General features: G+C 73.2%; 22 protein-coding genes. 7 read left to right on the forward strand and 15 right to left on the reverse strand.

Annotated elements, in window-relative coordinates; all coding sequences use genetic code 11:
- Positions 1-16: 16 nt before the first annotated feature.
- The 3 genes from ACQPWW_RS26720 (at position 17) to ACQPWW_RS26730 (ending at position 1,809) form a co-directional block, all read left to right on the forward strand.
- Complete coding sequence (locus tag ACQPWW_RS26720) at positions 17-868, forward strand: PhzF family phenazine biosynthesis protein (RefSeq protein WP_433126325.1); 852 nt, start codon at positions 17-19, stop codon at positions 866-868.
- A gap of 56 nt (positions 869-924) precedes the next feature.
- The gene (locus tag ACQPWW_RS26725; RefSeq protein WP_433126327.1) at positions 925-1,380 is read left to right on the forward strand and encodes a hypothetical protein; all 456 of its coding nucleotides are present in this window, start codon (positions 925-927) and stop codon (positions 1,378-1,380) included.
- Positions 1,381-1,488: 108 nt separating this feature from the next.
- Positions 1,489-1,809 (forward strand): DUF6331 family protein, encoded by a 321-nt coding sequence (locus tag ACQPWW_RS26730; protein WP_433126329.1) that lies wholly within the window; start codon positions 1,489-1,491, stop codon positions 1,807-1,809.
- A gap of 192 nt (positions 1,810-2,001) precedes the next feature.
- Here ACQPWW_RS26730 and ACQPWW_RS26735 read toward each other — a convergent pair whose 3' ends face one another.
- Positions 2,002-3,432: an MFS transporter gene (locus tag ACQPWW_RS26735; protein WP_433126331.1), complete on the reverse strand. Its 1,431-nt coding sequence runs from the start codon at positions 3,430-3,432 to the stop codon at positions 2,002-2,004.
- Positions 3,433-3,551: 119 nt separating this feature from the next.
- Between ACQPWW_RS26735 and ACQPWW_RS26740 the strand changes: the two genes are divergently transcribed.
- The gene (locus tag ACQPWW_RS26740; protein WP_433126333.1) at positions 3,552-4,040 is read left to right on the forward strand and encodes a MarR family winged helix-turn-helix transcriptional regulator; all 489 of its coding nucleotides are present in this window, start codon (positions 3,552-3,554) and stop codon (positions 4,038-4,040) included.
- A gap of 43 nt (positions 4,041-4,083) precedes the next feature.
- Here ACQPWW_RS26740 and ACQPWW_RS26745 read toward each other — a convergent pair whose 3' ends face one another.
- The 8 genes from ACQPWW_RS26745 to ACQPWW_RS26780 form a co-directional block, all read right to left on the reverse strand.
- On the reverse strand, positions 4,084-4,731 hold the full coding sequence (locus ACQPWW_RS26745; protein ID WP_433126335.1) for an isochorismatase family protein: 648 nt from the start codon (positions 4,729-4,731) through the stop codon (positions 4,084-4,086).
- A gap of 33 nt (positions 4,732-4,764) precedes the next feature.
- Positions 4,765-5,541: a 2,3-dihydro-2,3-dihydroxybenzoate dehydrogenase gene (locus ACQPWW_RS26750; RefSeq protein WP_433126337.1), complete on the reverse strand. Its 777-nt coding sequence runs from the start codon at positions 5,539-5,541 to the stop codon at positions 4,765-4,767.
- A gap of 12 nt (positions 5,542-5,553) precedes the next feature.
- Positions 5,554-6,852, reverse strand: coding sequence for an AMP-binding protein (locus tag ACQPWW_RS26755; protein WP_433126339.1), 1,299 nt, complete (start codon positions 6,850-6,852; stop codon positions 5,554-5,556).
- Complete coding sequence (locus tag ACQPWW_RS26760) at positions 6,815-7,582, reverse strand: amidohydrolase family protein (RefSeq protein ID WP_433126340.1); 768 nt, start codon at positions 7,580-7,582, stop codon at positions 6,815-6,817. Before ACQPWW_RS26760 ends, ACQPWW_RS26755 begins: the two co-directional genes overlap by 38 nt.
- Positions 7,583-7,656: 74 nt before the next feature.
- Entirely contained in the window at positions 7,657-8,757 is a 1,101-nt protein-coding gene (locus tag ACQPWW_RS26765) for a 3-dehydroquinate synthase II family protein (RefSeq protein ID WP_433126342.1), read from the reverse strand.
- A 25-nt stretch (positions 8,758-8,782) separates the two neighbouring features.
- Positions 8,783-9,643: a 2-amino-3,7-dideoxy-D-threo-hept-6-ulosonate synthase gene (locus tag ACQPWW_RS26770; RefSeq protein WP_433126344.1), complete on the reverse strand. Its 861-nt coding sequence runs from the start codon at positions 9,641-9,643 to the stop codon at positions 8,783-8,785.
- Between the two features lie 26 nt (positions 9,644-9,669).
- A complete protein-coding gene (locus ACQPWW_RS26775; protein ID WP_433126346.1) occupies positions 9,670-10,902 on the reverse strand; it encodes an aspartate kinase in 1,233 nt (410 codons plus the stop codon).
- Positions 10,903-11,021: 119 nt separating this feature from the next.
- Positions 11,022-12,614 carry an FAD-dependent monooxygenase gene (locus ACQPWW_RS26780; protein WP_433126348.1) on the reverse strand — a complete coding sequence of 531 codons (1,593 nt, stop codon included), beginning with the start codon at positions 12,612-12,614 and terminating at the stop codon, positions 11,022-11,024.
- Positions 12,615-12,745: 131 nt separating this feature from the next.
- Between ACQPWW_RS26780 and ACQPWW_RS26785 the strand changes: the two genes are divergently transcribed.
- From ACQPWW_RS26785 to ACQPWW_RS26795, 3 genes are read left to right on the forward strand one after another with little or no spacing between them, the layout of a single operon-like run.
- Entirely contained in the window at positions 12,746-14,263 is a 1,518-nt protein-coding gene (locus tag ACQPWW_RS26785; protein WP_433126350.1) for an FAD-binding oxidoreductase, read from the forward strand.
- Positions 14,260-14,859: a UbiX family flavin prenyltransferase gene (locus ACQPWW_RS26790; RefSeq protein ID WP_433126351.1), complete on the forward strand. Its 600-nt coding sequence runs from the start codon at positions 14,260-14,262 to the stop codon at positions 14,857-14,859. Before ACQPWW_RS26785 ends, ACQPWW_RS26790 begins: the two co-directional genes overlap by 4 nt.
- A 26-nt stretch (positions 14,860-14,885) precedes the next feature.
- Positions 14,886-16,583, forward strand: a complete 1,698-nt coding sequence (locus tag ACQPWW_RS26795; protein WP_433126353.1) for a non-oxidative hydroxyarylic acid decarboxylases subunit C — start codon at positions 14,886-14,888, stop codon at positions 16,581-16,583.
- A 64-nt stretch (positions 16,584-16,647) separates the two neighbouring features.
- Here the strand turns inward: ACQPWW_RS26795 and ACQPWW_RS26800 are convergent, their stop codons facing one another.
- The 6 genes from ACQPWW_RS26800 to ACQPWW_RS26825 all read right to left on the reverse strand — a co-directional run bounded on the left by ACQPWW_RS26800 (position 16,648) and on the right by ACQPWW_RS26825 (position 25,930).
- Positions 16,648-17,796 (reverse strand): 3-deoxy-7-phosphoheptulonate synthase, encoded by a 1,149-nt coding sequence (locus ACQPWW_RS26800; protein ID WP_433126355.1) that lies wholly within the window; start codon positions 17,794-17,796, stop codon positions 16,648-16,650.
- 70 nt (positions 17,797-17,866) lie between these two features.
- Positions 17,867-20,581: an AAA family ATPase gene (locus ACQPWW_RS26805; protein WP_433126357.1), complete on the reverse strand. Its 2,715-nt coding sequence runs from the start codon at positions 20,579-20,581 to the stop codon at positions 17,867-17,869.
- A 266-nt stretch (positions 20,582-20,847) separates the two neighbouring features.
- Positions 20,848-21,531, reverse strand: coding sequence for a DsbA family protein (locus ACQPWW_RS26810; RefSeq protein ID WP_433126358.1), 684 nt, complete (start codon positions 21,529-21,531; stop codon positions 20,848-20,850).
- Positions 21,528-23,492: an anthranilate synthase family protein gene (locus tag ACQPWW_RS26815; protein WP_433126360.1), complete on the reverse strand. Its 1,965-nt coding sequence runs from the start codon at positions 23,490-23,492 to the stop codon at positions 21,528-21,530. The genes ACQPWW_RS26810 and ACQPWW_RS26815 overlap by 4 nt, the downstream gene beginning before the upstream one ends.
- Positions 23,493-23,522: 30 nt before the next feature.
- Positions 23,523-24,893, reverse strand: coding sequence for an FAD-binding oxidoreductase (locus ACQPWW_RS26820; protein WP_433126361.1), 1,371 nt, complete (start codon positions 24,891-24,893; stop codon positions 23,523-23,525).
- A complete protein-coding gene (locus ACQPWW_RS26825; RefSeq protein WP_433126362.1) occupies positions 24,890-25,930 on the reverse strand; it encodes an aldo/keto reductase in 1,041 nt (346 codons plus the stop codon). The genes ACQPWW_RS26820 and ACQPWW_RS26825 overlap by 4 nt, the downstream gene beginning before the upstream one ends.
- Between the last annotated feature and the right edge of the window lie 23 nt (positions 25,931-25,953).

Here is a 25,953-nt window from a genome sequence, read left to right on the forward strand (position 1 = left end):
CCCGCAGGTGATCGTGGTGGATGCCTGCACTCGCGGTGGGCGAGGTGGCAGCCCCACCGCGGTCGTGATCGACGACGCCACCCGCACCGACGACGAACGGCGCGCTGTCGCGTCGACGGTCCGCACCTCGCACACTGCGTTCGTCGACGGCAGCAGCGGCGTCCTTCCCGGCGTACGGTTCTTCACCGCCGAGGGAGAACTCCGCAACTGCGGCCACGGCACCATCGCCGCGCAGGCCGTCCTGCTGCACCGCAGCGGCGCCACCGAGCACCACGGCCACCAACGCACCGGCGACCGGACCGTCGCCGTGACCGCCACCCGCCGGCGCGACGGCATCGAAGTCTGGTTCGAGCAAGGCGTCATCGCGCTGCGGGACCGCACCGAGCCGGCCAGCGGTGCCATCGTCGCGGCCCTCGGTCTGACGCCCGGCGACGTCGCCGCCGACGACCTGCGGGTCGCCTCGCCCGGCACGCCCCGGCTCCTCGTCCGGGTCCGCGAACGCCGGACGCTGTTGGCAATGCGGCCCGACTTCGCCCGGCTGGCGGCCGAGTGTCGCCGGCTCGGCTATCTCGGCTGCTTCGCCTACGCGCTCCCACCGACGGCAGGCCCGGCCACCGCCCGCATGTTCGCACCCGCGATCGGTGTCGACGAGGACATCGTCAACGCCAACAGCGTCGGCTGCCTCGCCGCCCACCTCCTCGACACGGCCGGCACCAGCGACCTCGACGTCCACCAGGGCGACGCGCTCGGCCGCCCGTCATCCGTCCTCGCCACCGCGACACGGACCCGAGACGGCATCGCGGCCAGGATCGGCGGACTGGTGCGCCACCTCGGCCGTGTCCGAAGTGGTGTCACCCCCTCCCCGTAGCCTGCCCGGCGAGCCGACCGACAGGTGTGGCGCTGGAGTCGTGTGGAGGGTGTGGGATGTCTGCGATCGCGTCACTGACAGTGGTCCCCAGGGACAGCGTCACCGAGTTGGCCCGCCTGGCCGCCACGTCGTCATCGTCGCTCCGCTCGTACCTGGCGGAGCACGGTGGCACGGCCCGGCAGGAGTACGACTGGTCCGGGTACTGCCTGCTGTACGTCCTGACCTACCTGGAGGAGCGCGGCGTCGACCTGCAGCAGTCGGAGTTCGATGCCGAGTCGGACGCCATCAACAGCGCGCTCGGCCTGACCGTGCTCATCACCCCGGCCCACCGGCGGTTCCTGGATCAGCTCGACCCGGCCGGGCACCGCGCGGAGGAGTTGACCGCCCACTTCGACGAGATGGGGATGGACTTCGAGGAGAGCGGCACGGCCGGTCTGGACGGGCTGACGCTGTTGCGCGACAGCATCTCCGACCTCCACGACGATCAGGTCCTCCTGCTGCACCTCGGCTGAGACCGACTCGACGGGCGGTGTCAGCTATCGAGGTGGCGCACCGGGGCGACGATGTGCTGTCGTTGGCCGGCCAGGGCCCTCTCACCCGGCTCGCCCGAAGGAGCGCCCATGATGGAGGTTTCGGTCCCGTCGCCGCTGCGCAAGGCCATCATCTTCTGCGAGGTCGAGTGTGTCCGCGCGTGCTGCGGGATCGACGCCGTCTCCACCGAACCAGCCCTCATCGAGGAGTGGTGTCGTCGCGTCGGGCCGGCTGCGGTGGTCGACGCCCGGCTCCAACTCGCCGAGCTGATCGAGGTGGTCGAGGACCGCTCCCATCGAGTCACGTCCACCTTCTTGAACCACCGCACCCCCAATGACGCCGCACGGCGTCAGTTGCTCGACTTCCTGGCCGCCTTCGCAGCGGGCCTGGCAGCCTGCGATGCCTCGTGAGCGGTCGAGGACGCCGCGGTCCGCTGCCGGCGCGGCACGGCTTGCCCACCGAGGCCGCCATGGTCTGCCGGATCAGAACGGGCACGCCAACGCACGGGAGCGGACCGAGGGACGGTGAGATCGGGGCGGGCGGCTCGGCGCCGCTCACCACTCCCCCGGCCGTCCCCCGGCCCGCTACGAATCCCGACGCGCCTACGCCTCCACGTCCTGCGGGGCGCGGGCGGCCGCGGGCAGGAAGGGGGTGAGCAGGACGGCAAGGGCGATGACTGCCGCGTTGTACCACAGCGCCGTTGCTGCGGAGTCCGGGAAGTCCCGCGACTCGAGCAGCGAGAAGAAGATGGCACCGACGATGGCCACACCGACGGCCGCGCCCAGTTGCAGCACCGCGTTTGTCACGCCGGAGCCGGCGCCGGCATTGTGCGGCGGAACGTCGGCGAGCACGACGGTTGTCACGATGGAGACGCACAGGCCCATGCCCAGGCCCATCACCAGGATCGGCGCGGCGAGCTGCCAGTAGGTGACGCTCATGCCCTCGCGGGTGAACATGAGGATGAGCAGGACCATGCCGACAGCCATGACGGTCAGCCCGATCTGGATGAGCCTGCGGCCATGGGTGGTGGCGAACCGCTGGGCCACGCCGGTGGTGAGGAAGATGCCGACGGGGAAGCCGATACCGGTCAGGGCGGTACGGATCGGGCTCCAGCCGTACCCGGTCAGCAGCGTGTAGTTGAGCACCAGGAACAGCGACGCCAGCGTGGAGAAGACAACAAGCAGCACGATCAGGCCGATCACGAACGAGCGCTGCCGCAACAGGTCCGGCGGCACCAGAGCGGAGCCGTCGCGGCTGTCCCGCCGCCGTTCCACAAGGCCGAACGCCCAGAGCAGCGGCACCGCGGCGACCAGCAGCACGATCATGCCGATCGGCCAGCCCGCCTCCCGGCCCTGGATCACCGGGAACATCAGGGCGAACGAGGCGAGGCTGATCAGCACGATGCCGGCCACGTCGACGCGCAGCGGCGTCTCCGAGCGCGACTCCGGCAGCCAGCGCAGCGCGCCGAGCAGCGCGAGGACGCCGATCGGCACGTTCACGTAGAAGATCGCCCGCCAGCCCAGGTCGAAGACGCTGTACTCGGTGAACAGCGCCCCGAGCAGCGGGCCGCTGACGTTGGCGAGGCTGAGCGTGACGCCGTACAGGGCGAAGGCCTTGGCCCGTTCGGCGTTCTGGAACAGGATGACCACCACGGACATCACCTGCGGGACCATCAGGCCGGCGGCGACTCCCTGGATCAGGCGCGCGACGACCAGGACCGGGGCGGTCGTGGCGGCGCCGCAGACGATCGAGGCGACGGTGAACGCCGCGATGCCGATCAGGAAGACCCGGCGTCGGCCGTAGATGTCGCCGAGACGCCCGCCCGGGATCAGGACCAGGGCGAACGTGACCGAGTAGCCGACCAGGATCCACTGCGCGGCGGCGTAGCCGGCGCCCAGGTCGGCTTGGATCCGCGGCAGGGCGATGCTGACGATCGTGCCGTCGACCAGGTCCATGAAGGCGGCGGTGAGTACGACGGCGAAGGCCAGCCACGGGCGGGTGTCACTCCGCCGGGGCGCGACGTCGGTAATCATGTCAGTCCTCCGACTTTTGCTACGGTCGGAGCAGATGCACGAGATGGAGCTTCTCGCGCGGCGATCTGCTCGGTTTTAGATTGTCTCTAATTCCGAGACTTTATGGGGAGGGATGCCGAGTGTCAACGCCGTTGCCACGGGTTTCGCTGGTCGCCGACCTGTACCACCTCGAGCGCGCGTCGGCCCAGGCCGCGGTCCTGTTCCACGGCGCCCTCGCCGCGCGGGCCGGCATCACCGTGACCGACATCAGCTGCCTCGGCGTGCTCGACAAGGACGGGCCCATGCCCGCGGGCCGCCTCGCCCGCCAGATCGGCCTCACCCGCGGCGGCGCCATCACCGCGGCGCTGGACCGGCTGGAGCAGGCCGGCTTCCTGCGCCGGCAGCGCGATCCCGGCGATCGACGGAAGGTGACAATCGAGCTGGTGCGCGGCGAGGCGTACGAGCGCCTGCAACAGACCCTCGACGAGTTCAGCCGCGAGTACCTGGCCCTCATCGAGGAGTACTCCGACGAGCAGCTGCGTCTGCTCACCGAGTTCTCCCGCCGCTCCACCGCGATCCTCGACCGGCACACCGCCACGTTGCAGGGCGCCGAGCAGCTGCCGGCATGACGACGGGCCCGCCACCTGGCGGGCCCGCCAGCGATCTCCGCTCCTACGCCGGTGCCGGCATCCGCCGCCGCGCCAGCACGGTGTTGGTGGTCACTGTCATCGCGCACCGGCGCGCGGCGTACCGCAACGCCTCGTGGTGATCACGCTCGGTGAAGTCGGCGACCGCGTCACCCACCAGGAACGGCTGCACGTCGGCGGAGAACGCGTCCACCGCGGTCATCAGCACGCCCACGTGGGCGTACACCCCGCAGACCACCAGCTGGGCGCACCCGTTACGGGCGAGCCAGGACCCCAGGGACGTGCGGGCGAACGCGCTGTACCGCCACTTGGTGAACACCTCGTCCCCCGGTTCCGGCGCCAGCTCCGCGATGATCTCCCGGCTGTCCCGGTCGGCGCTCATCCCCGGACCCCAGAAGTCACGCAGCAGCCCTCGCTCGGCCGGGGTCATCGCTCCCGGCTGCGCCGTGTACGCGACCGGCACCCCCTCCGCGCGCGCCCAGCCGAGCAGCCGGGACACGTTGTGCACCAGCTCGCGGCGCGGTGACGCGTCCGGGAAGAAATCGACGAAATAGCGCTGCATGTCGTGCACGAGCAACGCCGCGCGGGCCGGATCGAGCTGCCACGGCACTGCGGCCGGAGGCAGATCGCTCTCCCCCGGCATCGGGTACGGCACGATCGGCGGGATACCCACCTGACTGTCCTCCTCCTGCGAGCCGGCCCGCGCTCACGCGACGAGCGCGGCGCCTCCGTCGACGAAGAGCTCCTGCATGGTGATGTGCCCGGCCTCGGGCGACGCGAGGAAGCGGACCGCCGCCGCGACATCCTCCGGGGTGCCGATCCGGCCCAGCGGGATGCCGACGCGGTACGCGTCCAGCGAGCCCCGGATGCTGAACTCCGGGCCGCTGGCGCCGGTCCAGAACGCCCGCTGCATCGGCGTGTCGGTGGAGCCGGGCGAGACCACGTTGCAGCGGATCCCGAACTCGGCCAGCTCCAGCCCCAGGCACTTGGTGAACAGCGAACTCGCCGCCTTCGACGCGGCGTAGGCGGCCATGCTGGTCCGCGGCACCCCTGTCACGTTCGAGCTGACCGTGACGATCGTGCCGGACCGACGCCGCACCATGCGCCGGGCCACCGCGCGGCAGCAGTGGAAGACGCCGTCGGTGTTGACCGCGAACACGGCATTCCAGTCACTGTCGCTCAGCTCGGTCACCGGCCCGGTCCGCAGCACCCCGGCCACGTTGACAAGCACCCGTACCGGGCCCAGATCCTCCTCGACCTGCTTGACCAGCGCCTCCACCGCAGCGCTGTCGCGCACGTCGGCCGGGTAGGCCTGGGCCGCGCCGGGCAGGTCCGCGACCGTCGCGGCCAGCCCGCCGGCGTCGACGTCGACCGCCGCCACCAGCGCGCCGTCGGCGGCCATCATCCGGGCCACCGCCGCCCCGATCCCCTGCGCTGCCCCGGTGACCAGCACGACCCGGTCATCGCTCGACATGACGGACATGGGTGTTCCTCCTCAGTAGTAGAGCAGCGCCTTGTCCCAGTCCTCGTCCGCGCCGAACAGGCTGCGCGGCTTCACCACGTCGTGCACGCCGGTCAGCACGCTCCGCGGCACGAGCGTGCCCGGACTCACCCCGGCCACCTCGCACGGCACCCGCAGCACCTCGTCGATCGCGGCACGCAGCGCGCGCGTCGCCGGCTCACGTCGCGCGTCCGGCACCTCGATCTCCACCCGCAGCAGGTCGGCGTGGGCGCGGGCCCGCCAGAACAGCACCTCGTCGCCGACCGGCAGCCGGAAGACCAGGTCCTCCAGCACGGCCTGGGTGACGGCCCGCCCCGCGACCGGGTAGCCGAAGGCGGAGCGTCCCAGCACCCGGACGGTGGGCAGCACCCAGCCGCACGGGCAGTCGTCGTAGGACACCTCGACCGCGTCCTCCAGGTTGTAGCGCAGCAGTGGCATGGCCTCCCGGTACAGCGGCGTGACCACGAGTTGTCCGCTGCCCTCGACGCCGAGACGGCCGGTGGCCGGGTCGTACACCTCGAAGACGGCGCGGTCGGCCCACAGGTGCATCCGGCCGTGCTCGCACTCGCCGGCGAGGCTGCCGGTCTCGGTCGACCCGTACTCCTCCACCACCGGCACGCCCCACAGCTCGGCGATCCGCCGCCGCCGGGCCGGGCTCAGCGGCTCCCCGCCGACGAACAGGGCGCGCAGGTTCGGGAAGTCGCGGCCCGGCTCGTGGCCCTGCGCCCGGGCGGCGGCCGCCCACAGCAGCGTCTCGGTCGGCATCGACCAGGTCAGCGTCACCCCCAGGTCGTGCAACACCCGCACCACCCGGGAGTACGGCATCGCCAGCGAGCGGTTGTCGCCGGGCACCACTGTCGCGCCGTGCAGCCGGGCCGCCGCGTGCGCCAGATGGCCGGTGATCATCAGGGCGTACGGGGTGCGTACCAGGAACGTGTCCGAGGCCGTGATGCCGACCCACTTGCGGGCGTACCGCTCACTGAGGTCGTGCCAGTCGTCGGCGGTGTAGTACGACGCCGTCGGTCGACCGGCCGTTCCACTGGACTCGTGGTAGGTCGCCAACTCCTCCTTCGGGACGGCCAGCAGCCCGTACGGATAGTTGTCGCGGAGGTCCTGCTTGGTCGTCAGCGCCAGGTCGTCCAGCGTGGCGCCCTCGGTGAGCCGACGCGCGTAGAACGGCGTGCGGGCGGCCTGGCTCAGCACCTCGGGCAGGCGGGCGCGCCGGGACGCGGCCAGTTCCTCGTGGCTGCGCCAGTCACCCAGCCGTGGCCGCCGGGTCAGTGCTGCGGTCATTGTCGTCTCTCCTCCACTGTTGCCAACGGGGGTGTCCGCCGAGCAGCCGGTCGGCGTTGTCCCAGGCCACCTGCGCCCACTGGGCCGGTGGCAGGTCCAGGGCCGCGTACTTGGCGAGCTCGACGCGCGGGTCCTGCAACGGGAACTCGCTGCCGAACAGCACCCGGCCGGGGCCGAGCCGGTCCAGGGCGCGGCGCACCACGCTGCTGTAACCGCCGGAGGTCTCCAGCGCGATGGACGGGTACGGCGCGATCAGGTCGACCGCGTAGTAGTCGATGTTGCCGACGCCGCTGTGCCCGAGCACCAGGGACAGACCGGGAAAGCGCCGGGCCAGCTCGACCAGGTCGGTCACCCGGGCGCCGGGGCGTTCCAGGCAGACCACGTACGCCGGGTGTCCGGCCTCGGCCGCGATCGCGAGCAGGCGCAGGTTGCGCTCGTCGGTCAGCGGCACGCCGTGCACGGCGGGTGAGATCTCCAGGCCGGTGTACTGGTCCGCGACGGCCCGGTAGCGGGCAGCCGGCGCGTGCGGGTTGCCGAAGTAGAACGGCACCAACCGGCCGTCGGCCGCGTCCGCCGCCCGCAGCACCGCCTCGTTGTCGGCGTCGGTCTCCACGTGCCCGCCCTCGATCAACTGCCGGGACAGTTGATCGAGGGAGAGCGTCCCGCCCGCGCAGACCACGGCCCGGTCCAGGCCGCAGTCGTCCATCGTGGAGAGCAGACGCCCGAGCATGTCCGGCCGCGGCGGGAACCGCGCATGGAAGTCGCAGACCGGGCCGCGGGACCGCCGCGCCGTTCCCGGCAGGCTCACTGTTCCCGGCAGAACTCGTCGATGGGGTAGCCGACGTGCCGGTCCTCGGTGGGCAGGTAGCCCAGCAGCCGATCACCCTCACGCAGCTCGGTGCTGTTGAGCACCGTCCCGCCCGGGCCGAGCACCCGCACGTGCCAGTCGTCCTGCAGGATCAGGTTGACCTCGGTGCCGTCGGGCGCCACCGCGTCGACCGACAGCAGCGGGCGCTTCTCGATCTTCACCCGCCCGACCGTCGCCACCCGGGTCTGCCCCTTCACGTCGACGGCCAGCACCTTGCTTCCGGCCCGCAGCTCGCTCAGGTACTGCGTACGCTCCCCGGAGGCGAGCGTGTACGACATGATCGCGCCCGCGTTGACCCGGAACGGCCGGGTCGGCATGTACGGCAGCGGGTGCGTCTCGCTGACGCAGAGCACCATGCCCTTGGAGTGCGAGCCGACCAGGATGCCCTCGTCCTGCCGGAAGTACGTGCAGGTGTCCACGCAGGCCCGCTCGCCCATGCCGACGTGCGCGATCCCGGTGACCTTCAGCTCGACCAGGTCGAGCGCGGGTGGACGGTCGTCGGCGGCGGTCTTGAGCGCGGTGGCGTCGCCGACGGCGCTCGGCGCGAGCATCACGCCCTCCGAGCCGTGTTCCAGCACGCCGAAGATGATCTCTGCCTCGGTGACGTCCTGTGCCACCGTGATGATGTTGCCGGTGCTCTGCGCCGCGGCCGCCAGCACGATCTCCAACGGGATCTTGGTCGGGTCGCGGAACAGCAGCACCGTCCACCGCTCGGTGCGCGCCGCGGTGCAGGCCTCCTCGAGGGTGTCCGCGTCGACCACCTCGACGAAGCGGCCGAACTCCACGTCCGGGTGCTCCTGAGCGAGCGCGGCCACCCGGCCCCGGTCGCCGTCCACCACGACCAGGTCGACACTGCCCAGGTCCGCGGGCAGGTCCCCACCGCCGGGGAACAGCACCTTGCGGACGGTCGGCGGCAGTCCCTCCAGCTCGGCCGGGTCGGCGGCGACGATCGCGTCGACGCGCTGGTGTACCGCCTCCTCCACGATCGCGTCCCGGGCCGGGCCACTCTCCCGGACATCCAGCCAGCACAGCTTCATGACGATCTCCTTGCCTGGTAGGCGCTCACGCGACGGACGGTTCGAGCCGGCCGGCCGCACCGGCCGGCACAGCGAGGACGGGACGGTGCACGATCTGGCAGACCTGGCGGGCCGCCGCACCGGGGTCGTCGTGCAGGAAGATGTTGCGGCCCATCGCCACCCCGGCCGCGCCGCCGGCGAGCACCTGCTCGGTGAAGGCGGCCAGCTCGGCGGCGGACTCCCGCAGCGGCCCGCCGGCCACGATCACCGGCACCGGGCAGCCGCGGGTCACGTCGCGCAGCTCGGCGGCGGTGGCCGGCGCTACCGTCTTGACGATGTCGGCGCCCAGGTCCACGGCGAGCGCGACCGCGTGCGCGATCAGCTCCGGGTCACGCGGGTCGCTGATCCGGGGACCGCGCGGGTACATCATGGCCAGCAGCGGCACGTTCCACGCGTCGCAGGCCCGGGCCACCTCGGCCAGGTCGACGATCTGCCGGGACTCGGCGTCCGCGCCCAGGTTCACGTGCACGCTTACCGCGTCCGCGCCCAGCCGGACCGCTTCCTCCACGCTGGTGACCAGGTACTTCAGGTCCGGGTCCGGAGCGCGGGTGGTGCCGGCGCTGAGGTGCACGATCAGCGACATGTCGGCGAAGGCCGCGCCGTCGACGTAGCGCAGCGCGCCCTTGTGCAGCACCACCGCGTCGGCGCCGGCGCCCGACAGCGCCGCGACCGTACGGTTCAGCCGCTCGCCGCCGCTGATCGAGCCATCGGTGACCGAGTGGTCCATCGGGATGACGAGCAGCCGCTCGTCATCGTGCCGGTAGAGCCGCCGCAGCCGTACGCTGCGGGCGAACGAGTTGTTGATCGGCGGCATGTCGTTCTCGGGTCCCTTCGTCGTGGCGGCCACGCACGGCCACCGGGGTCAGGCGAGAATCAGGCGGGGACCAGTTCGGCCAGTCCGAACGCGGCGTGCAGCAGGCCGACCGCCTCGGTCAGCCGGTCCCGGGGGATCACCGCCGAGGTGCGGAGCTGGGAGATCGAGATCCAGCTGGTGGGTATGCCGGCGCCGCGCAGCGCGGCGAGCATCCGGGCGGTGTACTCGGGCCGGTTGAGCAGGCCCATCCCGATCACCGACACCTTGCCGACGTTGTCGTCGACCCGGACCTGCCCGCCGAGCGCCGCCACGGTGTCCCGCAGTGGCCCGGTCAGGCGGCCGAGCTCGCTGCTGCGGACGGTGAAGCCGATCCGGAACTCCTCCTCCTGCGGCCCGGACCGGGCGACCAGATCGACAGGCACCGCGTGCTCGGCGAGTACGGCCAGGACCTCGGTCGCCGGGTCCGGATGACCGCTCGGGGTGTCGACGAGCACCCGGGCGACGTCGGCGTCGTGGGCGATCGCGGTCACTGTGCTGCTGGTCTCGAGCATGTGCGGATCCGACCTTTCTGGAATGACGGTCCCCCCGCCGGGCCGCAGGGAACTGAGCACCCGGACCCGGATCGCGCGCACGGCGGCGAGCTCGACGGCACGCGAGTGCAGGACGCGGGCGCCGGCGAAGGCCATCTCCGCCATCACGGCCGGATCGACGCGTGCCAGCACCCGGGCCTGTGGCACGACCCGCGGGTCGGCGGTCAGCACGCCGGAGACGTCGGTGTAGATGTCGCAGCGCTCGGCCGCCAGCGCCGCGGCCAGCGCCACGGCGGTGGTGTCCGAACCGCCGCGCCCGAGGGTGCGCACGTCGCCGTCGGCGCCCAGGCCCTGGAAGCCGGCGACGACGACCACCTCACCCGCGGCGAGGCGGCGGCGCATCGGCGCGGGGTCGACGTCGGCCACCAGGCCGGCGCCGTGCACGCCCTCGGCGCGGATCCCGGCCTGCGGCCCGGTGAACGACACCGCCGGCACGCCGAGCCGGTGCAGGACCATCGCCAGCAGGGCCGCGGACTGGTTCTCCCCGGTCGCCAGCAGCTGGTCCAGCTCGCGGGCGGGCGCGCCGGCATGGACGCGGCCGGCCAGCCGCAGCAGGTCGTCGGTGGTGTTGCCGCGCGCCGACACCACCACCACTGTGCGTTCGCCGGAACGGTGGCCGCGGGCGACGTTGGCGGCCACCCGCTCGAGCGCGGCCATGTCCGCCAGCGAGCTGCCGCCGTACTTGTGCACTGTGGTGGGCACTGCCGCCTCCCTCACCCGTCGTGCTGTCGTGTGTGCACCAGCGTCGTCGCGCACCGGCCGTGCGGGCATCCCGAACTCACGTGACCGGACCGTGATGGCGTGACCGCGTGGTCACGCCGTCACCGGCCGCCGCGGACCCGGTCGAGCACCACGCCCCAGTCCTCCGGTGCGGCGGTGCCCCGCCAGGCCGCGTGCTGGTCGGGCCGGACCAGCACCAGGTCGTGTCCCCAGACCGCGCGGGCGGCCGGATCGTCAAGGCGCAGGTGCGCGACCGGCATGCCGCGCTGCGCGGCCGCCGCTACCACACCGTCGCCCGCGCCGGTGAAGTCGACGAGCGTGAAGCCGGTGCCGAACCTGTCGAAGAGCGCGTCGCCGCCGTCGAGCAGCACGCTCGGCACCCGGTGGCCGGGCCGGGTGGAGGGGGTGATCGCCTTCCAGCGCCACGGCGGCGGGTCGCCGGGCTCGGCCCACGTGATCGGCGAGTCGAGGTAGCGGTAGTCGAGGTGGATGCCGGTGTTCTCCACCTGGTAGGCGTCCTGCTCCAGGTACCCGGCCAGGTGCTCGCGGGACGCGCCGTCCGCCGCCAGCTGCGGGAACCGCTGCCACACCTCCAGCAGGTTGAAGCACATCTCCCGGTTGAACAGCGCCACCGGCCGGCGCTCGGCGTGGTAGCTGTCCAGCAGCCCGGACCCGGCCCAGCCGCGGACCGCCGCGGCCAGCTTCCACGCCAGGTCGACGGCGTCACCGAGGCCGGTGTTCGCGCCGTGCCCGCCGGTCGGATAGAACTGGTGCGCCGCGTCGCCGGCAAGGAACACCGAACCGCTGCGGTACGCCTCGGCCACCGCCATCGCGCCCCGCCAGCGGGCCACGTTGAGCACCTCGTCCACGGCGATCTGGGTGCCGAGCCGCTGGCACATCAGCTCGGCCGGGTCGATCTCCGCCTCGCTCTCGTCGAAGAGCGGGAAGAACCCGGTCCACACCTGGTGCTCGTCGCGGGAGACCAGGGTGATCCCGCTGGCCAGCACCATCAGGAAGAAGCGTCCGTGCTTGCGCAGCGCCGGGTCGCCGCTGCGGAAGTAGACGTCGCGGAACTCGCCGACCGGGCCGGACTCCACAGCGCGGATGCCGGTCGCCGCCCGTACCGCGCTGCCCGCGCCGTCGCAGGCGACCAGGTGCCGGGCGGCGATCCGCTGCTCGGCGCCGGTCGCGGTGTCGCGCACCAGGGCCACCACGCCGTCCGGGGTGTTGCTGATCAGGTCGACGAACGCGGTGCCCAGCCGCAGGTCCACGCCCTCGGTCACCGCGGCGCGCTCGCGCAGGATCTCCTCCAGCACGTTGCCGGGCAGCCGCTGGTACGGCTCGAGCGGGCTGGTGCCGTCGTTGACGGTGGCGATCCGCCGCTCCACCTCGGCGACCGAGGCGGAACTCCACTCGGCAAGCGGGGCCTCGGCAAGCGACCGGGCCCAGAGGAAGTTGAACGAGTGCTCGGCCCCGATGCCACGGCGACGGATCTCGTCGACCACGTCCAGCCGGCGCAGCAGCTCCATGCTGCGCGCGTTGAGGTAGTCCATCTTCGGATGCGGCGAGGGCTGCCGATGCCTGTCGATCAGACGACAGCCGACACCCTGCCGGACCAGCTCCAACGCGAGCGTGGTGCCGACCGGCCCCGCGCCCACCACCAGCACGTCCACGTTCTCCTGCGAGGTCTGCATGTCTTCACCCTCGCCATTGGCGGCCCTCCCGCTCATCACGTGTTCTCGTGATTCGCCGGGCCACCGCGCGGCGGTAGCTTGACCGCGGACCGCCGGACCCGTCCGAAATGGACCTTGCTCAGGAGGCACGGATGATCGACCGCAGGAAGTTCCTCGCGCTCGGCGGACTGGCCGCCGCGGCCACCGCGACCGGGGCGCCCGCGGCCTCGGCGGCCGCGGGAGCGCCCCGCCGCGGGCCGCGGTGGTCGGCACTGCGCGACGGCATCGACGGCGACCTGCTGCTGCCCGGCGAGCCGGGGTACGAGGCCGCGTACGGCACCTACCTCGCCCGCTACGACACGATCCGGCCCGCCGCGGTGCTGCGCCCGGCCCGCGCCGAGGACGTCGCCGAGGCCGTGCGGTTCGCCCGGCGCCACCGCGTACGCACCGTCGCCCGCTCCGGCGGGCACAGCTTCGGCGGCTACTCCACGGGCACCGGCCTGGTGGTCGACACGTCCTCGCTGCACCGGACCCGGGTGACGGGTGGGATCGCCCGGATCCAGGCCGGCTCCAAGATCGTGGACTTTCAGCAGGATCTGCTGCGCGAGCAGGTGGCCATCACCGGCGGGATGTGCCCGACGGTCGGGGTCTCCGGCCTCACGCTGGGGGGCGGCTTCGGCATGGCCGGCCGCCGGTACGGCCTGACCTCCGACCGCCTCTCCGCGGTGCGTCTGGTCCTCGCCGACGGCCGGCTGATCACCTGCGACGAGCACCACCACCCCGACCTGTTCTGGGCGCTGCGCGGCGGCGGCGCCGGCAGTTTCGGCATCGTCACCGAGTTCGACTTCGTGCCGTACGCCGCCCACGAGCCCACCGTGTTCCAGATCTTCTTCCCCTGGTCGGCGGCGGCCGACGTGGTCGCGGCCTGGCAGGAGTGGGCGCCGGAGACCCCGGACGAGCTCAGCGCCGGGCTGTTCGTGCGCACCTTCGACCCGTCGGCGGAGCCGCAGGTCTTCGCCTTCGGTCAGTGGGCCGGCTCGCACGGCGACCTGGACGCGGTGCTGGGCCGGTTCTCCGCCCGGGTCGGGCACTCCCCCACGGTCTCCGACATCCGCAGGGTGCCCTACCTGGACTCGGTGCTGTACTGGGCGGGCTGCTCCGAGCTGTCGGTGTCGCAGTGCCACGCGCCGGGTCAGACGCCGGACGGCCGGTTGGCGCGGCTGGAGTACGCCCTGACCAAGTCCGACTTCTTCGCCCGCTCGCTGCCCCGCGAGGGCATCGAACGGCTGCTCGCCGCGATCGTCGCCGACCAGCCGGCCGGCGAGCTGCGCGGTCTGGAGTTCCACGCGTTCGGCGGCGCGTACAACCGGCCGTCGCCGGGGCACACCGCGTTCGTGCACCGCCGGCAGCGGTTCCTGTTGCAGTACCTGGCGCAGGTGCCGACCACGGCGAGCGACGGGCAGAAGGCCGCTGTCGACGAGTGGGCGCGCCGGGCCTGGCGGGCGATGCGGCCGTGGGCCTCCGGTGAGGCGTACCAGAACTACACCGACCCGGAGCTGCGGGACTGGCGGTCGGCCTACTACGGCGGCAACTACGGTCGGCTGACCCGGGTCAAGCGCCGCTACGACCCGCAGCGCTTCTTCGACCACCCGCACGCGATCGGCCGATGAGCGCGCCGGTGGAGCCCCGCCGGCTGATCGTGGGGATGACCGGCGCCACCGGGGCGATCCTCGGCGTCCGGCTGCTGGAGACGCTGCGCCGGATGCCCGGCGTGCAGACCCATCTGGTGATGACCCGCTGGGCGCGGGCCACAGTTGAGTTGGAGACCGGGCGTACCGGCGCGGAGGTAGCGGCGCTCGCCGACGTGGCGCACAAGCCGGACGACGTCGGCGCGCCGATCGCGAGTGGCTCCTTCCGTACCGATGGCATGATCGTCATCCCGTGCAGCATGCGCACCGCCGCGGGCATCCGCGCCGGTGTCGGCGACGGCCTGCTCGGCCGCGCTGCGGACGTCGTGCTCAAGGAGCGCCGCCGGCTCGTGCTTGTGGCACGCGAGGCCCCGCTCAGTGAGATCCACCTGGAGAACCTGCTGGCGCTGGCCCGGATGGGCGTCAGCATCGTCCCGCCCGTGGTGTCGTTCTACACCCACCCGCGGACCCTTGACGACCTGGTCGACCACCTGGTGGCCCGGGTGCTCGACCAGGTCGGGCTGTCCGTGCCCGCGCCGCGCTGGAACGGCATGGTTCCGGCGCGGGCCGCCCGTTGAACCGTCCCGACTCTTCGAGGAGACCCGTGGCTTACGACGACCTGCGTACCTTCCTGGACGCCCTGGCCAAGCACGGGCAGTTGCTGCACGTCGGCGAAGAGGTGGACCCGGACGTGGATGTGACAGCGGCCGCCACCGCTGCCGCGCGGATGGGCGACCGGGCGCCCGCGCTGCACTTCGACCGGCTGCGCGGCTTCACCGACGCCCGGGTGGCGATGAACGTGCACGGCTCGTGGGCCAACCACGCCCTCGCCATGGGCCTGCCGCCGGACACCTCGGCCCGTGACCAGGTCACCGAGTTCGCCCGCCGGTGGGCCGACTTCCCGGTGCCGGTCGAGCGCCGCGCCGACCCGCCGTTTCTGGAGAACACCCTGACCGGCGACGACGTGGACCTGTTCCAGGTGCTGCCGCTGTTCCGGCTCAACGACGCCGACGGTGGCTTCTACCTCGACAAGGCCGCGGTGGTCAGCCGCGACCCGGCCGACCCGGAGCACTTCGGGAAGCAGAACGTCGGCATCTACCGCCTCCAGGTCAAGGGCCGCAACCGGCTGGGCATGCAGCCGGGCTCGATCCACGACATCGCCGGGCACCTGCGGCACGCCGAGGAGCGCGGCGTGGACCTGCCGGTGGCGATCGCGGTCGGCACCGACCCGATCACGTCGATCGTGGCCGCGACGCCGATGCGCTACGAGGACTCCGAGTACGAGATGGCCGGGGCGCTTCGCGGGTCGCCGGCGCCGGTCGCCACCGCCCCGCTCACCGGGCTGGACGTGCCGTGGGGCACCGAGGTGCTGCTGGAAGGCGTGATCGAGGGGCGGGTCCGGGAGATCGAGGGTCCGTTCGGTGAGTTCACCGGGCACTACTCGGGCGGGCGGCGGATGGCGGTGGTACGCATCGACCGGATCTCGTACCGCAGCCGGCCGATCTTCGAGCACCTGCACCTGGGCATGCCGTGGACCGAGATCGACTACCTGATGGGGCCGGCCACCTGCGTACCCCTGCTGGCCGCGCTGCGCGCCGACTTCCCCGAGGTCCGGGCGGTCAACGCGATGTACACACACGGCCTGCTGGTGATCGTCTCCACCGCCGCCCGCTACGGCGGCTTCGCCAAGGCGGTCGGCCTGCGGGCCATGACCACCGCGCACGGGCTCGGCTACTGCAAGGTGGTCATCGTGGTGGACGCCGAGGTGGACCCGTTCGACCTGCCGCAGGTGATGTGGGCGCTGTCGACGAAGGTGAACGGCCCGGACGACGTGGTCAACGTCCCGGCCATGTCGATCCTGCCGCTGGATCCGGGCGCCGACCCGCCGGGCATCAGCAACAAGCTGCTGATCGACGCGACAACTCCGGTCGCGCCGGACGTCCGCGGCCGGCACGGGCACCCGGTCCGGGACTCGCCGGAGGTCGGGCGGTGGGCCCGCCGCCTGCGCCGGCTGCGCGACGGGGACGCCTCCGGCGATGCCGAGGTACGGCCGGAGCGTCCCGCCGTGCGGTCGGCCGAGTGCCCGCGCTGCGGCACGGGCGAGCCGCTGGACGTGGCGTCGTCGTCGGTGCCGGGCGCCTGGGAGGTGCAGATGTGCGCCCGCTGCTGGTACGGCTGGCGCACCACCGAGCCGGAGCACCGTACCCGCCCGGATGCTTTCCCGGAGTCGCTGCGCTGGTCGGCCGAGAAGATCGACCAGGCGCCTGTCCTGCCGCCCCTGCCACCGCTGCGACGCGACTGAGCGCGAGACGACAGCGGGGCCCGGCGCTTGACAGCGCCGGGCCCCGGTGTCGATCTGGCGTCCGTCAGCACCACGCGTCGATCAGCGCGCCTGCCTGGCGGGGGTTGAGCCGCGGGTCGCAGAGGCTCGTGTAGCGCAGCCGCAGCCCGGCCTCGTCCGGCACCGGCCCGCCGACGCACTCGGTGACGTCTCCGGCGGCCACCTCCAGGTGCAGGCCACCGGGGTGGACGCCCTCGCGCAGCAGGATGTCCCGGAAGGCGGTCGCCTCGGCGACCACGTCGACGAGCAGCCGGGTCTTGAGGCCGGTGCTGGTCCGTACGGTGTTGCCGTGCATCGGGTCGCTGAGCCACACCACCGGATGCCCGGCCCGGCGTACCGCGTTGACCACGCCGGGAAGCACCGCGCCGATGTGGCGGCGGCCCATCCGGGCGATCAGCACCAGTCGGCCCGGCACCCGGTCCGGATCCAGCAGGTCGCACACGCGCAGCACGTCCTCGACCGCCGCGGACGGACCGACCTTGCAGGCCACCGGGTTGGCGACCGCGGCGAGCAGGGCCACGTGGGCGCCGTCCGGATGCCGGGTGCGCTCGCCGATCCACGGCAGGTGCGTGGAGGCCAGGTACGCCGCACCGGTTTCCGGGTCGGTGCGCGCCAGGCTCTCCTCGTAGTCGAGCACGAGCGCCTCGTGGCTGGTCCACGGCCCGCCGGGGGTGTCCCGGTGCGCGCCGACAAGCGTCGTCACCTCGTCGGCGGCCGCGTACGCCCGCAGCATCCGTCGGGGGTCGGGACGCCGGGCGGCCTCGGTCGCCAGCGTCGAGTTGATCATCGGACCGCGGAAGGTCGGCAGATCCCGGCCGTTGTACGGCTCGGCCGGCCGGGACCGCGGCTTGGCGAACTGGCCGCCCAGCCGGCCCACCCGCACGACCGGCGCACCGGTCCGCCGGGACAGCCGGGCGCCCAGGTCGTCGAGGGTGGCGAGCTTGGCGGCGACCGCCGGTGGCGTGCAGTCGGAGAACGTCTCCACACAGTCGCCGGCCTGCAACACCACGTCCTGGCCGGCGGCCACCCGGGCCAGCCGGGCGCGCAGCGTCCACAGCTCGGCCGCGGAGACCAGCGGCGGCGCGGCGGCGAGCACGCCGCGCACGGCGGGATAGTCGGGATCGTCGGTCCACTGTGGCTGGTGTGGCGCGGGCCGCGCCATCAGGTCATACACGAGAATTCCCTTCGCACAGCCGGAGAGGGGCCGTCGGTGTCAGCCTGCCGCTCCCCGGCCGCGCCCCGCATCACGTCTTCTCGGGATGCCGCGCGTTGTGCATCATCGCCAGGCGGGTGAGCTGCACCCGGCTGCAGACGCCCAACTTCGCGAAGCTGCTGCGCAGGTGACTGTCGACGGTGTGCGGGGAGAGGAAGAGCCGCGCCGCGACCTCCCGGTTGGTCAGCCCCTCGGCCACCAGCGTCACCACCCGCAGCTCGGACTCGGTCAGGTCGGCCCAGCCCGGCACTGCCGGCGCGGCGGGCGTCGCCGGCCCGGACGTCGACCGGTACCGGTCCAGCATCAGCTTCACCCGGGCGGCGTCGCGCTTGGCGCCCGCCGCGGTGTACTCGTCGTACGCCTCGCGCAGCAGCGGCACCGCCGCGGCGGGATTGCCACGGGCGCCCTCGGCCGTGGCCGTGTCCTCGACCGCGGCGGCCCGGGCCAGCGGGCGGGAGGTGGCGGAGTATTCCTCGACGGCCGAGCGCAGCATCCGGGCGTCACCGCGGACCAGCGCCTCGGCGTGCCGCGCGCCCGCCACGATCGCCCGGTGCGGCCGGTTGCGGCTGACCAGCCGCCGCGCCACCGCGGCCGCCGCGGCGGCCTTGTCCGGCTCGTCGGCGCGACGCGCGATGCGGACCAGCGCGGCCGCCGCCTGCGGCTCCTCGGCCAGGAACAGCGGCCGTTCGGGCAGCACCTGGTACATCGTCTCCAGCGCGGCGACGGCCGCCCGGGGCTGGTCGTCCGAGTCGTACAACAGCGCGGTGCGCCAGGACAGCTCGAGCGCGCCACAGCCGTGGTCGGGCGCGAGCTCGGCGGCGTGCCGCAGGTGCAGGCGGGCCGCGGGCATGTCGTTGCAGAGCATCGCCAGGTGGCCGAGCAGGGCCAGGGGGCGTACGTGGGCCATGGTGAGCGGCCGGGCGGCGGCCACCACCTCCTCCGCCTCGGCGCGGGCCTGGGTGAGCTGACCGCGCGCCAACCGCAGCAGCGCTCGGTTGTACTGCCAGAGGGGGCCGGACCAGGCGCCCGGCCGCAGCCGGTCGGCGCGGTTGCCGGCGTCGAGCACCTCCTCCGCCTCGGCCAGCCGGTCCACCGCGATCAGCGTGCGGGCCAGCCAGAGTTGCGGTCGGTGCGGGTGCTGGTTCGGGTCGACCCCGTCGAGTGCGGCGACCGCCTCGCGGGCGTGGCGAACCGCGTTGTCGAGTTCGCCGTCGGCGCTGGCCATCACGGCCCGGGCCAGGGCGGCGACGGCGTGCGCGGCCCGCTCGCCGTGCCGGTCGGCCACCTCGATCGCCTCAATGGCGGCGCTCTCGGCCGCCACGAAGTTGTGCGCCTGGAGCAGGGCGTGCGCCTGCGCGGCGAGCAGTCGGGCCAGCGTCGGCTCGGTCACCTGGCCGGTGTTGCGCGCCGCCATGATCGAATTGTTCAGGTCGATGTCGAGGCCGGCGTGCGTCACCGCCTCGGCGAGCTCCATCAGCAGCCCGGCCCGCCGGTACGCGTCCAGTCGCAGGGTGGAGGTGCGGTCCACGATCCGGCGGGCCTCGCTGTACTGGCCGCGGACGATGAGCTGCCGGAAGATTCGGGTGATGAGCCCGTGCGGCGCCTCCTGCTCGTCGGCGGTGATCAGGTCGAGCAGGCGGCAGCTGAGTTCCTCGCCGGACCAGCCGCCCTCCAGGATGTGCCCGGCCAGTTCCTCGGCGGTGACCGGCGGGGCGTGCTTGAGGACGGTGGCGGCCTCCCGGTGCAGGACCACGCGCGCCGGCCCGGGCAGCCTCTCGTGCACCGCCTCGCGGAACAGCTCGTGCCGGAACGACAGCGCCGCGCCGACCTCGACGAGGATCTCCTCGTCCAGCACGGAGGCCACGGCCGGCAGCAGCTCTGTCACGTTGCGGCCCTGGATGGCCGCGAGCTCGTACGCCGTGCACGGCCGCGGCAGGATCGACGCGGCCTCGATGAGCCGGCGGGTCTCCGCGGGCAGCGCGGCGAGCTGTCGCTCGACCGCGTCCAGGAAGGGCCGGGGCAGCATCGCGTCGGTCAGCGCGGCGACGCCGTCGCGGACCTCGACCGCCGCGACCTCGCGTACCGCGCTGAGGTGACCGGAGAGCAACGCGGGATCGCCCTCACAGCGCAGCACCGCCCGACGCAACGCGGCGTCCGGCCGCCCGCCGAGCAGGCCGACGCAGATGGTGAGCGCCGCGTCATCGTCGAGCGGGCCGAGCGTCAGCGTCTCCGCCCCGGCGCGGCCGAGGTCGGCAAGCAGCTCGCGCACTCCGGTCCCGCCGCGCCGGGAGCGCCGGGTGAGCAGCCACAGGATCGGGCTGTCGGCGAGGGACGGGACGAGCAGGCGCAGGGCGAGCGCGGTGAGGTCGCCGGCGCGGTGCACGTCGTCCAGGGCGATCATGACGGGCCGCTGCCGGGCAAGCTCGGCGAGCCGGTCACGCAGCCGCTCCACGAAATTGAGCCGGGCCGGGTCGGCGGCCATCAGGTGGTCGATGGCGATGTCGGGAATGTCGGCGCGCAGGGCTGTGAGCAGGCCACCGAGCGGCGCCACCTGGTCGGCGAGGGTGACCTCGCCGGCCGCGACGACCAGACCGCCAGCGCGGCCGGTGCGGGCGGCGGCGGCCACCATCGCGCTCTTGCCGGAGCCGGCGACCCCTTCGACGATCAGGCACCGACTGTCGCCGGCGGCCACGGCGGCGGTGGCCGCGCGGACGATCGACAGTTCATGGTCACGGCCTACCAACACTCGATCCACATCTGCCCCCGTTGCAGATCCGATGACGGTTGTCAGACGTTCACGGGCAGCACGACGGGCCACTGGCGAGCACGCGCGGCATTGCCCGGCTCATCGATGCTAATCGACGTATTGCGGCGGCCTCCGCTGTCCCACAGGGAACATTAGACGAATACTGTGATTGCGCGACTACCCAGCGAAACCGCTGCTCATCGAGTGCGGACATGCCGAAGCGCCGGCTCCGCCCCTGGTGGGCGGGCCGGCGTCGACGTGGGCATTCAGGCGTCGAGCCGCCCGGAAGTGACGCGAGTCACACTCGCGTCGAGCAGCCGCCCGGCGGCGCCGGGGTCGGCCGAGCGCAGCCGGGGAATGCCCCGCAACCATTCGTGATCGGTCATACCGGGATTGTGTGTCGTCGTCCGGTCCGGCCAGAAAATCTGCGGGCTGCCCTGGATCGGCAGGTCCCTGCTGCGCCGGTAGTCGGCCAGCACGTCGGCACGCACCGGCTCGGACTCCCACACCTCGAAGATCTTCGCCGGGTCCACCGCCGGAAGCGCCTCGGCCGCCGCGTCGAGCACCCGCTCCAGCCCGGACCGCACACTGATGTCGACCGAGTCCCGGAAGAACGCCAGCCGTACCTGGTAGTCCACCTCCTCCGCGACCGCCGGGCCACCGGCCCGGCGCGCCGCCGCGACAAGCTCGAACGCCGGCATCGACGTCGACGGGTACGACGGCGCGTCGTACACCCCGAACAGGTCCGGCTCGTGATTGGACAGCACCGCCATCTCCGGCTGCACGATGTGCCGCGGGATGCCGCCCTTGTTGATCAGCTCCAGCGGCCAGGCGCGCTGGTCGAGGACCACGTCCAGGCCGCGCGCCGCCCGCGCGGCCCGCAGCCGGTGCACGGCCACCAGCGCCCACGGGCAGTGCACGTCCGACCAGACCGTCACGATCGCCGTCACCGCGTCACCTCCACGTTCCGGGCGGCCGCCGGCACGCCGGGACGGACCGCCGCACGACTGATCGCCCACTCCACCGACTCGGCGAGGATGTCCGGCCCGTCCTCGGTCAGCAGCGACTCCGGATGGAACTGCAACGACGTGAAACCCCTGCCGCGCAGCGCGTGCACCCGGCCGGTGCCGGCGTCCCGGCTGACCAGGACCGCACCTCGCCGGGTGACGCCGGGCAGCAGGTCGGCATCGGCGTACGCGGCGAACGTGTTGTAGAAACCGACCCGACGGTCCCGCCCGAACAGGTCCACGGTGCGGCGCCGGCCCTGGTCCGGCCTCTGCCCGCGGGCCAGCGGCAGGCCCAGGATCCCGGCGACGAGCTGGTGGCTCAGGCAGACCGACAGGAACGGCCGGCCGGAGTCGAAGACCCGCCGGGTCAGGTGACGCATCCACACGATCCGGGGGTCGCGACTGTCGCGCGGGTCGCCGGGACCCGGCCCGAGCACCACGAACGCCGAGTCCCGCAGCACGTCGTCGTCGACCCGCTCGCAGGACCGGAGCCGGACCCGCAGACCCAGCGACCGCAACTGCGTCGCCAGCATCGCCGTGAACGTGTCCTCGGCGTCGACCACCAGCGTCGGCATCCCGGTCAGCGCCGGGCGTGACAGCTCCCGGCGGGACGGCCCGGCGAACCAGAAGTCGCTCAGCCCGCTGTTACGCGCGCGCAGGCTGGCCCGTACCCGGGAATCCTCGGCCAGACCGGAGCGTGCCGCGCCCCGCCCGCCCGGCCCGGCACCCGCGCCCGCGGCGGTGGTGGTGGTGGCCGCGCCCAGCAGGCCGGACACCTTCGCCCGGGTCTCCGCGGCCTCCGCCGCCGGATCCGAGTGCCGCACGAGCGTGGCCCCCACCCCGATCCGCACCCCGCCGGTCCGGTCCAGGTCGGCGGTCCGGATCAGGATCGCCGAGTCCATCCGATGCCGCCCCGCGTCGTCCCGTCCGATCAGCGCGGCCACCCCGGCGTAGTAGCCGCGCCCGCTGGCCTCCCGGGCCGCGATGACCCGGCAGGCGTTCTCCAGCGGGCTGCCGGTGACCGTCGGCGCGAACATCGTCTCCCGCAGGATCCGCCGCACGTCCTCCGGCCCGTCCCCCTCGATCCGGTACTCGGTGTGCGCGAGGTGGGCCATCTCGCGCAGGAACGGGCCGACCACCCGGCCGCCGTCGGGGCAGAGCCGGGCCATCATCTTCAGTTCCTCGTCCACCACCATGTACAGCTCGTCGGTCTCCTTCGTGTCGGCGAGGAAGCCGAGCAGCCCGGACACCTCCGCGCCGCCGGCCTGATAGCGGTACGTGCCGCTGATCGGGGTCATCGCGACCCGGCCCGCGTCCAGGCTGACGTGCCGCTCCGGGGTGGCGCCGACAAGCGTCCGGTCGCCGCAGTGCACCAGGAACGTCCAGTACGCGCCCGCCTCGGCGCGCAGCAGCCGCGCGAACAGGGCCAGCGCCGCCGGAACCGGACCCCCCTCGACGCGGGCCCGGAAGTCGCGCCGGAGCACGAAGTTCGAGCCGGCGCCGGACCCGATCTCCTCCGCGATCACACTCGCCGCCATCTCCCCGTAACGGTCGTCGTCGACGTCGAAGCCGGCCTCGGTCCACGCGACCGGCTCCGCGGGCAGCCGGCGCAGCACCTCCGGCAGCGACAGCCCCCGGTGCCGGTCCACGATCAGCGCCCGGATCGGCTCGCCGTCGTCGACGCAGGCGAAGCCCCGCTCGGTGAGCTGCCGGTACGGCAGCAACGCCAGCACCTCGTGCGCGCCCGGCGGGCCGTCCGCCGGCAGCGGCAGCCCGGCCAGGGTGTCGGTCAGCCGGATCCGGCCCTCCAGCAGCTCGACGTCGGGCCCGCCAGCGTCCGGGCGGGCCAGCAACGCGAACGGCGCCGGATCAGGTCCGGTCACCCTCTCGTACCAGTCCCCCATCGAGGACCTCCCCTCAGTGCGGACAGCAGCTCACGCCGCCGGGATGTGATGGTTCTGCCGGAACACGTTCTCCGGGTCGTAGACCCGCTTCAGCTCGCGCAGCCGGGCGTGGTCGGCCGGCGTGTACGCCGCCGCCGTCCGGCCCGGATCGCTGAGGAAGTTCAGGAAAACCCCACCTGTGGCGTACGGCCGCAGCCGTCCAGCCAGCCGCCGCATCTGCGCCCGCGCGCCGGGCAGACTCTCCTCGTCCAGCTCGGGCGCGATCGCGATAAGCGAGAACTCGGGGTCGTCCGGACCGGCCGGGCCACCCGACTCCGGGCGTACGGCCACCGCGCCACCCCAGTGCCGCAGCTCGATGACGCGGACCGCCTCCCCGGCGGCCACCTCGTCGAGCAGCACGTCGACGAGGCCGGCCTCGACAGTGCGGAAGAGGTCGGTGTGCTCCTCGCTGACCTGCGCGCCCGGCTGTGGATCGTTGAGCCGCGGCGTGTGCGCAAAGGGCATCGGGCCGAACCCGCCGAGCAGCGGCGTCCCGCCCGTGGCCAGCAACGGTGCCAGCGCCCGGGCGCCGTCCTCCGCCGGGCCGACGTACACCGCGCGCACCGCGAGCACGACCCGGTCGCGCAGCGGCTCCGGGACCTCGGGCACGGGCGGCAGGCGCAGCAGGATGCAGACGGTGGTCAGCGCGTCCGGCTCGGACGCGGCGAACTCCCCGTAGGCCCGCAGCACGTCCGCGGCCCGCTCACCGGGGAAGAACACCACCCCGCCGAACACCTCGGTCACCGGGAACAGCGCCAGCTCGAGCTCGGTGACCACGCCGAAGTTGCCGCTGCCGCCGCGTAGCGCCCACCACAGGCGCGCGTCGTCGTCCGGCCCGGCGACCACGTGCGCTCCGTCCGCGGTGACCACCTCGGCGCGCAGCAGGCTGTTCGCGGCGTACCCGTGTCGCCGCGACAGCCAGCCGAGGCCGCCGCCCAGGGTGTAGCCGGCGACGCCCACCTCCCCGGACGAGCCGGAGAGCGGCGCCAGGCCGTGCTCGGCCGCAGCCGCCACCACGTCACCCCAGACCGCTCCCCCGCCGGCCCGTACCGTCCGCCGGACCGGGTCCACCTCGACCCCGCGCAGCCGGGCCGTGCTCAGGATCAGCCCACCGTCGGCCGGGGTGAGCGCGCCGTGCCCGGTCGCCTGGACCGCCAGCGGCACGTCCAACTCCCGGGCCGCGGACAGGATCCGGCGCACGTCGGTGACGTCGACCGCCTCGGCGACAGCCAGCGGCCGGGGATCCACGTTGCGCCGCCACGGCAGCCGAATCCGGTCGTATTCTGGCTCGCCGGGCAGGTGCAGCGCCCCGTGCAGGTGGTCCCGCAGGGACCGGATCGTCGTCGTCCCGGCGGCGGTCATGCCGCGGCACCGCGCCGGCGCAGCGCGGGATCGGTGAGCGCCGGCGGCAGGTAGTGCGAGTCCTCGTGGTTCAGCATCGTGCCCGGGGCGACGATCTCGTCGATCCGGTCCAGCACCGAGTCCTCCAGACGCAGGTCCGCGCCGGCCAGCAGGTCCTCGAGCTGGTCGAGCCGGCGTGGTCCGATGATCACCGAGGTGACCGCGGGGTGGTTGCGGGCGAACGCGAGCGCCAGGTGCGTCAGCGAGCAACCGGTCTCCGCGGCCAGCTTGGTGAGCTGCTCCACAGCCTCCCGCTTGCGGATGTTGCCGGCCAGCGCCGGGTCGAACTGCGCACGGTGGGCGCGCTGCCGTCCCGCGGTCAGGTCGATGTCACCCTGGTAGCGGCCGGTCAGCCAGCCCTCACTGAGCGGGCTCCAGGTCATCACACCGATGCCGTACTTCACGCAGGTGGGCAGGACCGCGGCCTCGGCGGACCGGTTGAGGATCGAGTACGGCGGCTGCTCGGTCCGCGGCCGCACCAGGCCGTGGCGCTCGGCGATCCACTGTGCCTCCACCAGGTGGTCCGCCGGGAAGGTGGAGGTGCCGACGACGCGGACCTTGCCGGACCGGACCAGATCCGACATGGCCTGCAGGGTTTCTTCCAGGTCGGTGTCCGGATCCGGCCGGTGCACCTGATAGATGTCCAGATAGTCGGTGCGCAACCGGCGCAGGCTGTCCTCGACGGCCCGCATGATCCAACGGCGCGAGTTGCCCGACCGGTTCGGCGCGTGCCCCGAGGGGTGCATCGGATAGTGCGCCTTCGAGGCGAGGATGACCTCGTCACGCCGCTTCTCCAGTGCCCGCCCGACGATCTCCTCACACCCGCCCCACGAGTACACGTCGGCCGTGTCCACGAAGTTGATCCCCGCGTCCAGGGCTGCGGAGATCACCGGAGCGGACTCGTCGTAGCCGCACTCCCCCCAGGCGCCGAACATCATCGTGCCCAGGCAGAGCGGGCTCACCTTCATTCCGGTGCGTCCCAGGTTTCGTAGCTCCATGACGCCCGACAGTGGCAGCGTCG

This window comes from Micromonospora sp. CA-240977 (assembly GCF_050942285.1).
In the GTDB taxonomy this organism is placed as follows: Bacteria; Actinomycetota; Actinomycetes; order Mycobacteriales; family Micromonosporaceae; genus Micromonospora.

Excerpts from the sequence above, each read along its gene's own strand:
- ACQPWW_RS26815 (WP_433126360.1), bottom strand. The coding sequence starts at position 23,492 with ATGGGGGACTGGTACGAGAGGGTGACCGGACCTGATCCGGCGCCGTTC.
- ACQPWW_RS26755 (WP_433126339.1), bottom strand. The coding sequence starts at position 6,852 with ATGACCGCAGCACTGACCCGGCGGCCACGGCTGGGTGACTGGCGCAGC.
- ACQPWW_RS26820 (WP_433126361.1), bottom strand. The coding sequence starts at position 24,893 with ATGACCGCCGCCGGGACGACGACGATCCGGTCCCTGCGGGACCACCTG.
- ACQPWW_RS26750 (WP_433126337.1), bottom strand. The coding sequence starts at position 5,541 with ATGTCCGTCATGTCGAGCGATGACCGGGTCGTGCTGGTCACCGGGGCA.
- ACQPWW_RS26790 (WP_433126351.1), top strand. The coding sequence starts at position 14,260 with ATGAGCGCGCCGGTGGAGCCCCGCCGGCTGATCGTGGGGATGACCGGC.
- ACQPWW_RS26825 (WP_433126362.1), bottom strand. The coding sequence starts at position 25,930 with ATGGAGCTACGAAACCTGGGACGCACCGGAATGAAGGTGAGCCCGCTC.
- ACQPWW_RS26785 (WP_433126350.1), top strand. The coding sequence starts at position 12,746 with ATGATCGACCGCAGGAAGTTCCTCGCGCTCGGCGGACTGGCCGCCGCG.
- ACQPWW_RS26735 (WP_433126331.1), bottom strand. The coding sequence starts at position 3,432 with ATGATTACCGACGTCGCGCCCCGGCGGAGTGACACCCGCCCGTGGCTG.
- ACQPWW_RS26780 (WP_433126348.1), bottom strand. The coding sequence starts at position 12,614 with ATGCAGACCTCGCAGGAGAACGTGGACGTGCTGGTGGTGGGCGCGGGG.
- ACQPWW_RS26760 (WP_433126340.1), bottom strand. The coding sequence starts at position 7,582 with ATGCTCGGGCGTCTGCTCTCCACGATGGACGACTGCGGCCTGGACCGG.
- ACQPWW_RS26725 (WP_433126327.1), top strand. The coding sequence starts at position 925 with ATGTCTGCGATCGCGTCACTGACAGTGGTCCCCAGGGACAGCGTCACC.
- ACQPWW_RS26765 (WP_433126342.1), bottom strand. The coding sequence starts at position 8,757 with ATGAAGCTGTGCTGGCTGGATGTCCGGGAGAGTGGCCCGGCCCGGGAC.
- ACQPWW_RS26730 (WP_433126329.1), top strand. The coding sequence starts at position 1,489 with ATGATGGAGGTTTCGGTCCCGTCGCCGCTGCGCAAGGCCATCATCTTC.